General features: G+C 69.1%; 11 protein-coding genes. 6 read left to right on the top strand and 5 right to left on the bottom strand.

Features of this window, described 5'->3' with window-relative positions:
- Positions 1-2: 2 nt before the first annotated feature.
- Both H7K45_RS29480 and H7K45_RS29475 read left to right on the top strand, forming a co-directional pair.
- Positions 3-1,838 carry an acyl-CoA dehydrogenase gene (locus H7K45_RS29480; RefSeq protein ID WP_263999725.1) on the top strand — a complete coding sequence of 612 codons (1,836 nt, stop codon included), beginning with the start codon at positions 3-5 and terminating at the stop codon, positions 1,836-1,838.
- 108 nt (positions 1,839-1,946) lie between these two features.
- Positions 1,947-3,353: an alpha/beta hydrolase gene (locus H7K45_RS29475; RefSeq protein ID WP_276070745.1), complete on the top strand. Its 1,407-nt coding sequence runs from the start codon at positions 1,947-1,949 to the stop codon at positions 3,351-3,353.
- Here H7K45_RS29475 and H7K45_RS29470 read toward each other — a convergent pair.
- Together H7K45_RS29470 and H7K45_RS29465 are read right to left on the bottom strand one after the other, a co-directional pair.
- Positions 3,350-4,300, bottom strand: coding sequence for a TIGR03564 family F420-dependent LLM class oxidoreductase (locus H7K45_RS29470; RefSeq protein ID WP_263999722.1), 951 nt, complete (start codon positions 4,298-4,300; stop codon positions 3,350-3,352). The genes H7K45_RS29475 and H7K45_RS29470 overlap by 4 nt on opposite strands.
- Positions 4,301-4,398: 98 nt before the next feature.
- Positions 4,399-5,712, bottom strand: coding sequence for an acetyl-CoA C-acetyltransferase (locus H7K45_RS29465; protein WP_263999721.1), 1,314 nt, complete (start codon positions 5,710-5,712; stop codon positions 4,399-4,401).
- Positions 5,713-5,863: 151 nt separating this feature from the next.
- Here H7K45_RS29465 and H7K45_RS29460 point away from each other — a divergent pair, with 151 nt between their 5' ends.
- Positions 5,864-7,216, top strand: a complete 1,353-nt coding sequence (locus H7K45_RS29460) for a 3-oxoacyl-ACP reductase (RefSeq protein ID WP_263999720.1) — start codon at positions 5,864-5,866, stop codon at positions 7,214-7,216.
- Between the two features lies 1 nt (position 7,217).
- Positions 7,218-8,063, top strand: coding sequence for a MaoC/PaaZ C-terminal domain-containing protein (locus tag H7K45_RS29455; protein ID WP_263999719.1), 846 nt, complete (start codon positions 7,218-7,220; stop codon positions 8,061-8,063).
- Here the strand turns inward: H7K45_RS29455 and H7K45_RS29450 are convergent.
- The 3 genes from H7K45_RS29450 to H7K45_RS29440 form a co-directional block, all read right to left on the bottom strand.
- Positions 8,060-9,895: an ABC transporter ATP-binding protein gene (locus H7K45_RS29450; protein ID WP_263999718.1), complete on the bottom strand. Its 1,836-nt coding sequence runs from the start codon at positions 9,893-9,895 to the stop codon at positions 8,060-8,062. The two genes, H7K45_RS29455 and H7K45_RS29450, sit on opposite strands and share 4 nt — an antisense overlap.
- Before the next feature lie 127 nt (positions 9,896-10,022).
- Positions 10,023-10,643 carry a TetR/AcrR family transcriptional regulator gene (locus H7K45_RS29445; RefSeq protein WP_263999717.1) on the bottom strand — a complete coding sequence of 207 codons (621 nt, stop codon included), beginning with the start codon at positions 10,641-10,643 and terminating at the stop codon, positions 10,023-10,025.
- A 28-nt stretch (positions 10,644-10,671) separates the two neighbouring features.
- On the bottom strand, positions 10,672-11,892 hold the full coding sequence (locus H7K45_RS29440; RefSeq protein ID WP_263999716.1) for a glycoside hydrolase family 3 N-terminal domain-containing protein: 1,221 nt from the start codon (positions 11,890-11,892) through the stop codon (positions 10,672-10,674).
- 35 nt (positions 11,893-11,927) lie between these two features.
- Here H7K45_RS29440 and H7K45_RS29435 point away from each other — a divergent pair, with 35 nt between their 5' ends.
- Both H7K45_RS29435 and H7K45_RS29430 read left to right on the top strand, forming a co-directional pair.
- Positions 11,928-13,397: a protein kinase gene (locus tag H7K45_RS29435; RefSeq protein WP_263999715.1), complete on the top strand. Its 1,470-nt coding sequence runs from the start codon at positions 11,928-11,930 to the stop codon at positions 13,395-13,397.
- A 39-nt stretch (positions 13,398-13,436) separates the two neighbouring features.
- Positions 13,437-13,610 (top strand): DUF2613 domain-containing protein, encoded by a 174-nt coding sequence (locus H7K45_RS29430; protein WP_140698126.1) that lies wholly within the window; start codon positions 13,437-13,439, stop codon positions 13,608-13,610.
- Positions 13,611-13,612: the final 2 nt, after the last annotated feature.

Genomic DNA, 13,612 nt, shown 5'->3' with positions numbered 1-13,612 from the left:
TCGTGAGCCATTACAAGAGCAACGTCCGTGACCAGCTGTTCAACCTCTTCGAGGTGTTCGGTATGGACAAGGTGCTCGGCGAGGGTGCCTACGGCGACCTCGACGGCGACACCGCCCGCGAGATGCTGGCCGAGATCACCCGGCTGGCCGAGGGACCCATCGCCGATTCGTTCGCCGACGGTGACCGCAACCCGCCGGTGTTCGATCCCGAGACCCACACCGTGAAGCTGCCCGAGCCCTTCAAGAAGTCGGTCCGCACCATCATCGACGGCGGCTGGGACAAGATCGGCCTCGACGAGGAGCTCGGCGGCATGCCGATGCCGCGCGCCCTGCAGTGGGCCCTGATGGAGAGCGTCCTCGGCGCCAACCCGGCGGTCTACATGTACTCGATGGGCGCCGGCTTCGCGCAGATCATGTACAACCAGGCCACCGAAGAGCAGAAGAAGTGGGCCATCCTCGCCGCCGAGCGCGGCTGGACCTCCACCATGGTGCTCACCGAGCCCGACGCCGGTTCCGACGTCGGCGCCGGCCGCACGAAGGCCGTCCAGCAGCCCGACGGCACCTGGCACCTCGACGGCGTCAAGCGCTTCATCACCTCCGGTGACGCCGACGACCTCGGCGAGAACATCCTGCACCTCGTGCTGGCCCGCCCCGAGGGCGCCGGTCCCGGCACCAAGGGTCTGTCGCTGTTCTTCGTGCCGAAGTACCACTTCGACTTCGAAACCGGTGAGCCCGGCGAGCGCAACGGCGTCTACGTCACCAACGTCGAGCACAAGATGGGCCTCAAGGTCTCCGCAACCTGTGAGCTGTCCCTCGGCCAGCACGGCACCCCGGCCGTCGGTTGGCTCGTCGGCGAGGTGCACAACGGCATCGCGCAGATGTTCGAGGTCATCGAGCAGGCCCGAATGATGGTGGGCACCAAGGCAATCGCCACGCTGTCGACCGGCTACTTGAACGCGCTCGAGTACGCCAAGAGCCGCATCCAGGGTGCCGACCTGACCCAGATGACGGACAAGACCGCGCCGCGCGTGTCCATCACGCATCATCCCGACGTGCGTCGCTCGCTGATGACCCAGAAGGCCTACGCGGAATCGCTTCGCGCGCTGTACCTCTACACCGCGACGTTCCAGGACGCCGAGGTCGCCAAGGCCGTCCACGGCGTCGACCCCGAACTGGCAGGCAAGGTCAACGACCTCCTGCTCCCGATCGTCAAGGGTGTCGGCTCCGAGCAGGCGTACGCCAAGCTCACCGAAAGCCTGCAGACCTTCGGCGGATCCGGCTTCCTGCAGGACTACCCGGTCGAGCAGTACATCCGCGACGCCAAGATCGACTCGCTCTACGAGGGCACCACCGCCATCCAGGCGCAGGACTTCTTCTTCCGGAAGATCGTCCGCGACAAGGGTGTTGCGCTGGGTTACGTCGCCAATGAGATCGAGCAGTTCGTCAAGAACGAGTCCGGCAACGGCCGGCTCAAGGCCGAGCGCGAGCTGCTGGCCAACGCCTTGGCCGACGTCCAGGGCATGGCCGCGACGCTGACCGGTTACCTGATGTCGGCCCAGGAGGATTCGGCCAACATCTACAAGGTGGGCCTGGGCTCGGTGCGCTTCCTGATGAGCGTCGGCGACCTGGTGCTCGGCTGGCTGCTGCAGAAGCAGGCCGTCGTCGCCATCGCCGCCCTCGACCAGGGTGCGACCGGTGCGGACAAGTCCTTCTACGAGGGCAAGATCGCCGTGGCGTCGTTCTTCGCGAAGAACTTCCTGCCCCTGCTCGCCAGCACGCGGACGGTGCTGGACAACATCGACAACGAAGTGATGGAACTCGACGAGGCTGCGTTCTAAGTCGACGACACGCGCTCGGGCCCCCGCTGCGGCGGGGGCCCTTTGCGTTTCATGGCGCGCGGACAGCTGCCACCCAGGTTGGGTTGACACGATGGAAACGTGCACTTCCTGGCCGCCGACGACGCCCCTGCCACCTACCGCCACGGACTGTCACTCCTGCACGGCTGGCTGCCGCTGACGGTGCAGATCGTCGCCGTCGTGGTGCTCGTCGCCGCGATCGGCTGGCGTACGCGCCGGTGGCGTCTGGTGTGGCTGCCCGCGGCGGCCGTGGTGGGGCTCGGCGTCGCGGCGTGGACCCACTGGTACGTCGACTCCCAGGGCATGGCGGGTGACCCCGCGCCCGACTCCCTGTGGGTGTGGACCGGGTTGACGGGTTTCGCGCTCGCCGCGGCGATCTTCGGGTGGCGCGGAATCAGGTGGCGCCGCGCCGCGGCGGTCGCCGCCGTCCCCCTGTGCCTGGTGAGCACCGGCCTGGCGCTCAACACCTGGGTCGGTTACTTCCCCACCGTGCAGATCGCGTGGAACCAACTGACCGCGGGCCCGCTGCCCGACGAAACGGACCTCGACACCGTGACGGCCATGCAGAAGGCCGGCACCGTGCTCGACCACGGCAGCGTCGTCCAGGTCGACATCCCTTCGGACGCTTCGGGATTCAAGCACCGCAGCGAGCTGGTCTACCTTCCGCCGCGGTGGTTCGCCACCAATCCCGCACCCAAACTGCCCGTGGTGATGATGATCGGCGGCGAGTTCAACACCCCCGCCGACTGGCTACGCACCGGTAACGCCGCGGCCATCGTCGACTCCTTCGCCCAATCCCATGGCGGCAACGCGCCAGTACTGGTGTTCGTCGACTCCGGCGGTTCGTTCAACAACGACACCGAATGCGTCAACGGGGTACGCGGCAACGTCGCCGACCATCTCACCAAGGACGTCGTGCCCTACGTCGACGAGCACTTCGGCACAAGTACGGCCAGTGCGGACTGGGGCATCGTCGGCTGGTCGATGGGCGGTACCTGCGCGGTCGACCTGACCGTCATGCACCCCGAATTGTTCAGCAGCTTCGTCGACATCGCGGGCGACACCGGCCCCAATGCCGGCACCAAGGATCAGACGGTGGCCCGGCTCTACGGCGGCGACGCCGCCGCGTGGGCCCAGTTCGACCCCTCGACCGTGATGGCCAAACATGGCCCCTACCAGGGAGTCGCGGGCTGGTTCGCGATCTCGACCGACGCGCCCAAGAAGTTCACCATGCCGCACAGCGACGGCGCCGTCGGGCTCGGCGGACGGGACGCGGACGGCATGCCCACCGACCAGACGCAGGCCGCGAACACGCTGTGCGGTCTCGGCAGGGCCAACGGCATCATCTGCTCGGTGGTGCCGACGACGGGTCGCCACGACTGGCCGTTGGCCACCCAGGTGTTCACCGCGTCGCTCCCGTGGTTGGCGGGCGCGATCCACACCCCCGGTGTGCCTGCCGTGCCGCTGCCGCCGGGAGCGCCGGTCGCCAAGAGCTAGGCGTCGACGCTGCGCAGCGCCGCGCGGGTACGGGCCCTGCCCTCCGGCGTCGGGTCGAACGTCGCGGCGACGTACTCGTCGACCCCGGCCGCCTTCAATTCCGAGAGCCGGTCCCAGACCGTCGCCTCGTCGCCGATGATCGCGGCGTCCTCCGGTCCGGCGTAGCCCTCGCGGTCGAGCATGGCGCGATAGGACGGCAGCACGCCGTACATCTTGAACTGCTCGGCGGCCTGTCTGCGGGCAGCGTCGACGTCGTCGGTGACGCACACCGGCAGGGCTGCCACCACGCGTACCGCGGTCTCGGAACGGCCGGCGTCGGCGGCTGCCTGCCGCAGCGTCGGGGCGACGTGCCCAGCGAGCGTCTTCGGGCCCGTCATCCAGGTGCAGGTGCCTGCCGTCCGGCGGCCGGCGATCTTGAGCAGCTGCGGGCCCAGAGCCGCGACGTAGACGTCGGGCCGCGGCGCACCGGGAATCATCAAGGCGCCCCTGGTGGTGAGAATCTGGCCCGTCGCGTCGGCGGCCTGACCCGCCAGCAGCGGCAGCAACCCGTCGAGGAACTCGTTGAGCCTGCGCACCGGCTTGTCCCAGGGGATGCCCCACATGCCCTCGGTGACGGCCTGATGCGTCATGCCGAGGCCCAGGATGAGGCGCCCGTGCGACACCAGGCTGACGGTCAGAGCACGCTGCGCCATCTGCATGGGGTGCTGATTCTGGATGGGGACCACGCCGGTGGCCACCTCGATGTCGGGAACCTCGCGCACTGCCACGGCCAGGACGGTGAGAAGGTCCGGCTCGTAGGGCATCTGGCTCATCCACAACCGTCCGAAGCCCTCCTCGCGCAGCATGGCGAGGTTCTGCACGCACGCGTCGACCGGATCGTCGCGACCAGCGTCGCCGAGTTGACCGAACATCGAGATCTGCACGGGTCCATCGAAGCACGAGCGCATGAAGAAGCCCCGTGTTGCCGTCGGGTCGGGGGGTCTGACGGCAGCACGGGGCTACAACGGGTATCGACGGGTGGCGCCGGAGCGTTACACCCCGATTCTCACGCTTCCAGAATGGCCGTGACGCCCTGGCCGCCGGCCGCGCAGATCGAGATCAGCCCGCGCACCGGCTTGCCCGTCTGAGCCTTCTTCTCGGCGAGCTGCTTGGCCAGCTGGGCGACGATGCGGCCGCCGGTGGCCGCGAACGGGTGGCCCGCCGCCAGCGAGGAGCCGTTGACGTTGAGCTTGGACCGGTCGATGCTGCCCAGCGCCGCGTCCAGCCCGAGGCGCTCCTTGCAGTACTCCTCGGACTCCCACGCGCTCAGCGTCGCCAGCACCACCGAGGCAAACGCCTCGTGGATCTCGTAGAGATCGAAGTCCTGCAGCGTCAGACCGTTTCGGGCCAGCAGGCGCGGCACCGCGTAGGTGGGTGCCATCAGCAGCCCGTCGGGGCCGTTGACGTAGTCGACCGCCGCAGTCTCGCCGTCGACGAAGTACGCCTGCACGGGGATCGAGTGCGCCTGCGCCCACTCCTCACTGGCCAGCAGCGCAACCGATGCGCCGTCGGTCAGCGGGGTCGAGTTGCCCGCCGTCATCGTGGCGTCGCCGTTCTTCACGCCGAAGACCGGCTTGAGCTTGGCCAGCTTCTCGGCCGAGGAGTCGGCGCGCAGGTTGTTGTCGCGGTACAGGCCGAGGAACGGCGTCACCAGGTCGTCGAAGAAGCCGCGGTCGTAGGCGGCGGCCATGTTCTGGTGACTGGCCGCGGCCAGGGCGTCCTGGTCGACGCGCTTGACGCCGAAGTCCTTGGCGGTGATGGCGGCGTGCTCGCCCATCGACAGGCCGGTGCGCGGCTCACCGTTGGTGGGGATCTCCACGCCGATGGCGGCGGGCAGCTTGCCGACGAGCTTGAGCCGGTCGACGTTGGACTTGGCGCGGCGCAGCCCGAGCAGGACGCGGCGCAGGTCGTCGCCGAAGGCGATGGGTGCGTCCGAGGTGGTGTCGACGCCGCCGGCGATACCGGAGTCGTATTGCCCGAGTGCGATGCCGTTCGCGACCGCGATGGTCGACTGCAGCCCCGTCCCGCATGCCTGCTGCAGGTCGTAGGCCGGGGTGTAGGGCGACAGCGCACTGCCGAGGACGCACTCGCGCATCAGATTGAAGTCGCGGCTGTGCTTGAGCACCGCGCCGCCGACGACGGCACCGATCCGCTCGCCATCGAGGCCGTACCGGTCGACGAGCCCGCCGAGCGCGGCGGTGAACATGTCCTGGTTCGACGCGTTGGCGTAGGCGCCGTCGGACCGCGCGAAGGGGATTCGGTTTCCGCCGAGGATGGCCACTCGACGGGCTGCCTTGCTGGGCGACTGGGTGTCGGCCACGTTCATCTCCGTTGGTCGAGGTTGCTGGTGTCGAGCGTCATACTACCCACCGTTCTTACTCTGGAGTAAGTTCGTGACCGATACGACAAACTCGCGCGGCATGGGTACCCCACTCCCGCACGCACTACCCGTCTCCTCGAAAGGCAGCTCAGTGGCTTCCGACCTGTTCTCGCAAGTGGTCAACTCCGGACCTGGCTCGTTCCTGGCCAAGCAACTCGGCGTGCCGCAGCCGGAAACCCTGCGCCGCTACAAGGCCGGTGAGCCGCCGCTGGCCGGTCCCCTGCTGATCGGAGGCGATGGCCGCGTCGCCGAACCCCTGCGCGCCGCGCTGGCCGAGGACTACGACCTGGTCGGCAACAACGCAGGCGGCCGCTGGGCCGACACCTTCGGCGGCCTCGTCTTCGACGCCACCGGCATCACCACCCCGGAGGGCCTCAAGGCACTGCGCGACTTCTTCACCCCGGTGATGCGCAACATCGGCTCCAGCGCGCGCATCGTCGTCGTCGGCACCACGCCCGACCAGACGGGCAGCGTCGACGAGCGCATCGCCCAGCGCGCGCTGGAGGGCTTCACCCGCTCGCTGGGCAAGGAGCTTCAGCACGGCGCGACGATCGGCCTGGTCTACCTGGCCGGCGACGCCAAGCCCGCCGCCACCGGCCTGGAGTCCACGCTCCGGTTCCTGCTGTCGGGCAAGTCCGCCTATACCGACGGCCAGGTGTTCTACGTCGACGCCCAGGACTCGGTACCGCCCGCCGACTGGGACAAGCCGCTCGACGGCAAGGTCGCACTGATCACCGGCGCCGCCCGTGGCATCGGCGCCGAGATCGCCAAGGTCTTCGCCCGGGACGGGGCCAAGGTGGTGGCGATCGACGTCGAGCAGGCCGCCGACGCCCTCGCCGAGACCGCCACCAAGATCGGCGGCACCGCACTGACCCTCGACGTGACTGCGGCCGACGCGGTCGACCGGATCGCCGAGCACCTGCGCGAGCACTACTCGGGCAAGGCCGACATCCTGGTCAACAACGCAGGCATCACCCGCGACAAGTTGCTCGCCAACATGGACGAGGGCCGCTGGGACTCCGTGCTCGCCGTCAATCTCCTTGCCCCGCAACGCCTCGCCCAAGGGCTGGTGGACAACGGCACCATCGGCGATGGCGGCCGCATCGTCGGCCTGTCGTCGATGGCGGGCATCGCGGGCAACCGCGGCCAGACGAACTACGCCGCCACCAAGGCCGGGATGATTGGCATGACCCAGGCGCTGGCTCCCGTCTTCGGCGAGAAGGGCATCACCATCAACGCCGTCGCCCCCGGGTTCATCGAAACCAAGATGACCGAGGCCATCCCGCTGGCCACCCGCGAGGTGGGTCGCCGGATGAACTCGTTGTTCCAGGGCGGTCAGCCAGTCGACGTCGCCGAGGCCATCGCCTACTTCGCCAGCCCGGCGAGCAACGCCGTCACCGGCAACACCATTCGGGTGTGCGGCCAGGCACTGCTGGGGGCCTGAGATGGCCCAACCGAGTGGCCTCAAGAACATGGCGTTGGCCGCCGCCGGCGCACTGCCCTTCATCTCGAGGGGCAGTGCGCTGCCCAACCGCACCGTCACCGTCACCGACCTCACCGTCGACCCCGCCAACGTCGCGGCCTATGCCGCGGTGACCGGTCTGCGCTTCGGCGACTCGGTGCCGCTGACCTACCCGTTCGCGCTGACCTTCCCGTCGGTGATGTCGCTGGTGAGCGGGTTCGACTTCCCTTTCGCCGCAATGGGTTCGGTGCACGTCGAGAACCGAATCACCCAGCACCGCCCGATCTCGGTGTCCGACACCGTCGACGTCAAGGTGCACGCGGAGAACCTTCGCGAGCACCGCAAGGGCCTGCTGGTCGACCTCATCACCGAAATCAGCGTCGGCAACGACCTCGCGTGGCACCAGGTGACGACGTTCCTGCACCAGCAGCGGACCAGCCTGTCCGACGAGCCGAAACCCGAGCAACCCCGCAAGCAGCAGAAGTTGCCGCCGCCCAACGCCCTACTCCAGATCACCCCGGGGCAAATTCGGCACTACGCGTCGGTCAGCGGGGACCACAACCCCATCCACACCAGCTCGATCGGCGCCAAGCTGTTCGGATTTCCCACCTCGATCGCGCACGGAATGTTCTCCGCCGCCGCGGTTCTCGCCAACGTCGAGGGCCAGCTGCCCGATGCCGTGACGTACGGAGTGCGCTTCGGCAAGCCGATCCTGCTGCCGGCGCGCGTCGGGCTCTACACCGAACGCGTGACCGACGGCTGGAATCTGACCCTGCGCAACATGTCGAAGGGCTACCCCCACCTGACGGGCACGATCCGGGCGCTCTAGCCGACGGCGACGTTCTGCGCCTCGTAGAGACGCTTGTACAAGCCTCCCTGGGCGATCAGCGAGTGGTGGTCACCCTGCTGGGCGATGCGACCGTGCTCGATCACCAGGATGCGATCGGCGACCGCGGCGATGAAGTCCATGTCGTGGCTGATCACCAGGCAGGTGCGGTCGTGCGCGTACCCGCGGATCACACCGGTCAGGCGGGCCCGCTGATCGGCGTCGAGGTTCTCGGTGGGCTCGTCGAGCAGGAGCACCTCCGGTGTGCGCAACAGGCAGCGCGCCAACGCAATCAAACGCTTTTGCCCACCGGAGGGCACCTGCACGTCGACGACGGTGTCATATCCCGCGTGCATCCTCGCCGGGTCGGTGATGACGGTGTGCACGTTGGCACGTCGACAGGCCTCCTCGATCTCGGCGTCGGTGGCCTCCGGCCGCGCCAGCCGGATGTTCTCCCGAATGGTGTCCTTGACGAAGAAGGGAAACTGGGCCAGCTTGGACACCTGATCGCGCAGCGAGTCGATGGTCACCTCGTCGATCGGACGACCGTCGAGCAGGATCCGCCCGCGGTGCGGGTCCAGGAACCGCAGCATCAGGTTGTAGACCGTCGACTTCCCCGACCCGATGCCGCCGACCAGGGCCACGGTCTCCCCCTTCGAGACCGAGAACGACAACCCGTCGAGCACCATCTGGGTCGGCGTGTAACCAAAGGCGACGTCGGTGAACACCAGGTTGCCGTGGACCTCTCCGAGTGGCGTCGCGTTCGGCGCCTCCCGGACCGTGGGGCGGGTGTCGAGCAGTTCATAGGTCGACGCCGCACTGGGCGCCACACTCTGATAGGTGGTGTAGGCGCCCATGACTCGCTGGGCCGCGCCGAACATCGTCGGCACCATGCCGGCGAAGACCATCAGCCCCGCGAACGTCAAGCCGAAACTCTCGCTGAAGCCGATGCCGACCAGCAACACGACGACCGTACTGAGCGCGACGAACACCTGAGATCCGTTGGCGGTGGCCTGCATCCACATGGTCGTCGACGCGTCGCTCTCGGCGGCACCCTCGGACACCTTCCGAAAGCGCTTGCTGCGCACGGCCTGAGCGTTGAACAGCTGAATCTCGGCGATGCCGCTGATGGTTTGCTCGAGTTCGGCTCCCATCGCGCGGTCGGCATCCATCGTCCGGCGCACCGCGGCTTGCACGTGGGCGCCGGCGTACTTGAGCACCAGCAGCGCCACCGGCGTCAGGACGAGCGCCGCCACCGTCATCTGCCACGACAGCGCCAGCAGGTAGCCGACCGCCACCAGCAACACCAGCGAGTCGATCAGCGGCGGTAGCAGGCAACCCGTGAGAAGTCGTTGCACACCTGAGGATTCCGCGGTCACGCGGTGCATCAGCGCCCCTCCCTGGGAGGCGGTGAAGAAGTCCAGGGACAGCGTCTGAAGGTGGTCGTGCACCCGCTGACGGATGTCGGTGACGAGCACCCGCTCCACCTTCGTACCGACCCAGGCGTTCACCAGATACATGAACTGCGTCAGCACCAACGCGCCGGCCCACACTGCCAACAGCATCGCGAACGGAACCGAGCCAGCCACGTCGCTCAGCGCACCGTCGGAGCGGGCGACCAGCGGGCCGCGCATGCCCCAGACCTCGGTGAGGTCTCCCTTGGCGCCGGCATCGGCGACGACCTGCATCATCGGACCGAAGGCCGCCGCGCTGACGTAGGGCAGCGCCGAGGCCAGCGCACCGACGACGAACAGGGCCGTGATCGGACCGCGGACGGACGACAACATGTGCAGGCTCCGCCGGATCAGACGTCCCCGCGCAACCACGTCGACCATGGGCATACCTCTTCTGCCGGCCCAATTCCCGTGGTGGGACGGTACGTCACCTCAGAGGTGTTCGTCGTAGAACGCGCGCACGCCGCACAGCGCGTGGGGACCCCGGACGCGGCCGCGACGTGCTCGGTCAGCCCGTTGCCGCCGACGCCGGTGCGTCGGCCGGTCGGCCCTTCAGCCCACGCCAGAACAGGTTGATCATCAGTTCGGCGGCCTCGTTCACCTCGGCGTCGCCGGTGCTGACCCGTGCGGCGACTGCCTCGCCGGCACCCACCAGCGCGACCGCCATCATGTCGAAGTCGGTGTCCGGCTCCGGGTTTCGCGTACCGGACTGCAGCAACCTGCCGACGAGGTCGACGATGCGTTCACGGCCCTCGCGCACGGTGTGCGCGAAGGCCTGCGAGCTGGTCGCCTGGGTGTAGAGCACCATCCACGACGCGCGGTTGGTGTCGATGTAGCTCAGGAAGGCCACCACGGCGTTGCGCAGCAAGTCCTTCGGAGTCTGGCTGAAGTCGATCTCCCCGCGGACGGTGTCGACGAACCGCGCGAGCTCACGGTCGAGGCACGCGCCGAAGAGTTCTTCCTTGGATCCGTAGTACAGATAGAGCATCGGCTTGGAGATCTGGGCTTGGCCGGCGATGGCGTCCATCGACGTCTCGTGGTAGCCGTTCACCGAGAACATCTGCACGGCCGCGTCGAGCATCTGCTGCTCACGCACCGCGCGCGGCAATCGCTTGGTTCCACCGGCCATCAGATCAGAGTAGGCAATCGCTGCCCGTTCAGCCTCCGCAGCGTGAACTCTTGCCCTTCAGCGCGGCGATGCGCAGCACCGAGGCGTCGACCTTCTTGGGGTCCAGCCCCCCGTTGGCGACGGCGGCCTCCAGGGAGTCGAGCACGCCGGGGACCTCGTCGGTGGTGATCCACAGCGCGATGTCCGCACCCGATTGCAACGCCTTCAGAGCGGCCTGGGCGACGGTGTAGCGCTGGTTGATGGCACCCATGCTGGAGATGTCGTCGGTGAACACCACCCCGCCGAAGGGCAGCCCGCCGTAGCCGCCGGTGCGCAGCAGCGAGTACGCCGCGGGACTCAGGCTCGCCGGGTCCGAACCGGTGAGTCCCGGCACCTGCATGTGTCCGACCATCACCGCGGTCCCCGGCACCTGAGCCAGCTCACGGTAGGGCACGAGATCGTTGGTCATCAGATCCGACAGCGGCGGGGTGACGACGCCGCCCTCGTGGGAGTCGCCGGACGCGTGGCCGTGGCCGGGGAAGTGCTTGAGCACCGGGGTGACGCCCGCGTCGAGCAGCCCCTTGGCATAGGCGCCGGCGTACTCGGTCACCTTCTGCGGGTCGGCACTGAAGGATCGGTCGCCGATCACCGTGTCGTCGTCCTGATCGGAGACGTCCGCGTCGGGGGCGAAGTCGACGGTGATGCCGAGGTCCTTCATCGCCTTGCCGCGGGCGAATGCGATGTCGTGCACATCCTGCGGCGAGACCGTCCGGCCCAGGACGCGCGCGGACTCCTGCACCCCGATGAGGCTCTTGAGCCTCGAGACCCGGCCGCCCTCCTCGTCGGTGCTGACCGCCAGCGGCAGCGCGCCTGCCGACGCGGCGATCTCCTTGAGCGGGTCGCCCAGCATCGTCAGGTCGGTCCAGCTGCCGATCATGATGCCGCCGACGTGCTCCTTGGCGACCACCGCGCGCGCGTCGTCGGCACCGGTGACGCCGACCATCAGCATCTGGGCCAGCTTGTCGCGCGTGGACATGGCGGCCAGCAGGGCATCACCGTCGCCGCAGACCGGCGGTTCGGCCGCAGGCAGCTCCGACGGGCTGGTGCTGGGCCCCGACGACGGCGCGGCCGCTGTGGTGGTGCGGTGCCTGACGACGTACACCCCTGCCACCACGACGGCTGCTATGACCAGCACCGCGAGGACGATCGAGACGATGGTCTTGCGCTGGCTGGACTTCGAGTCGCCTCCTGCGGCGCGGCCCAACGGCATGGGGCGAATCGTAGCGGCTGGGTAATCTGCGGGGCATGCCGCTGCGACCCGGGGACGTGTTCGCGGGCGTCACCGTCCTACGTGTGCTCGGCGAGGGTGCCAGTGGTGCGGTGTATCTCACCGCGCACCCGCGGACGCTGCGTCAGGACGCCCTGCGGGTGCTGCCTGCGGCCGCGTCGGCCGATCCGGACTTCCGGGCCCGCTTCCACCGACGCGCCGACCTGGCCGCGACGCTGTGGCATCCGCACGTCGTCGGCGTGCACGCGCACGGTGAGTTCCAGGGGCTGCAGTGGGCGTCGACGGACTACGTCGACGGCACCGACGCCGCGGCGTTGGTGCGCGACCGCTACGACACCGGCATGCCTGCCGACCAGGTGCTCGACGTCGTCACCGCGATCGCCGACGCGCTGGACCACGCGCACGCGCGGCACCTCGCCCACGGCGACGTCACCGCCGCCAGCATCCTGCTGACCAACGAGCCGCGCCGACGGGCGTGCCTGACCGACTTCGCCGTGCCCCGGGCCCACGACGACCCCAGGGCCGACCAGTACGGCCTCGCGGCCACCGCCCGGCACCTGCTCAGCGGCGTGCCGCCGGGTCCGGAGGTCCGACCGCTCGGCGAGACCCGCCAAGACCTCGCCGCGTTCGACCCGGCGTTGCTACGGGCCCTTTCGGTCGATCCGCGGCAGCGCTTCGACGCGTGCCTGGACTTCGCGGCCGCCCTGCGCGACGCCGCGTCCGCGGCCACGCAGGCCCAGCCGATCGCCGATCCCGCCGCCTGGGCCCCGACCGAGCACCTGGCCAATCCGAAGACCGGCTCGGGCCTGCCCGAGGTCTTCGTCGCCGCGTGGTCGGCCGAAGAGCCCGACCCCCTGGCCGAGTTCGGCCCCGAGGTCGACCCCGAATTCGCGCCGACGATGGCGGCCGGGCAGCTGACCCCAGAACCCGAACCCGAACCGCCCTACGAGCCGCCGTACGAGGCGCCCGCCGCGAGCCACGGCCGGATCTGGGCGTACGCCGGCGTCGCCGCGCTGCTGGCGCTGGTTCTCGTCCTGGTGGTGGTCGTCGTCAGGGGTGGTGGTGCGGACTCCGGCACCGGTGCCGCCACCTCGACCTCCGCCGTTGCGGCGCCGTCCCCGTCGGTGGACGCCCCGACCACCGGGGTCGGCGGCCGACCGCGCCCCGCCGAGATCCGAGGTGTCGACCCCACCGGCGAGGACTGCGAGGGCGGTTTCCAGATCACCGGGCAGGCCGGGTGGGCCAGTCAGGGCGTCCGGGGCAGCCCCGCCGCGACGTGCGCCTTCGTCGGCAACGTGCTCAAGGCGTACTGGGACGCCGCGGACCCCAGCCGGGACGGGCGGTCCGTCGTCGTCGCCGGGGCCATCCCCTGCGGGGAGGGTGCGGCCTGCGTCGGCGAGAAGTTCCTCGTCACCTGCGCGGCCGAGGGATCGGACCCCTGGATCACCTGCCGTGGTGGCCGCGACGCCGTCGTGATCCTCTACTAGGACGCGGGCCGCCTCGGTGACGAGTGCTACCTTGGCCGGGTGGATCGGTTCGTCTTGCCCGCTGCGGCCAGCATCGTCGTCGGCTTGTTGCTGGGTGCGGCCGCCATCTTCGGGGTGACGCTCATGGTCCAGCAGGACACCAAGCCGCCTCTGCAGGCAGGCGATCCCGGGTCCTCCGTCCTCAACAGGGTCGAGTACGGCGACCGGACCTAGTT

This window comes from Mycobacterium yunnanensis, from assembly GCF_025823185.1.
GTDB classification, from domain to species: Bacteria; Actinomycetota; Actinomycetes; order Mycobacteriales; family Mycobacteriaceae; genus Mycobacterium; species Mycobacterium yunnanensis.
This window is presented reverse-complemented; position numbering and strand designations above follow the sequence as displayed.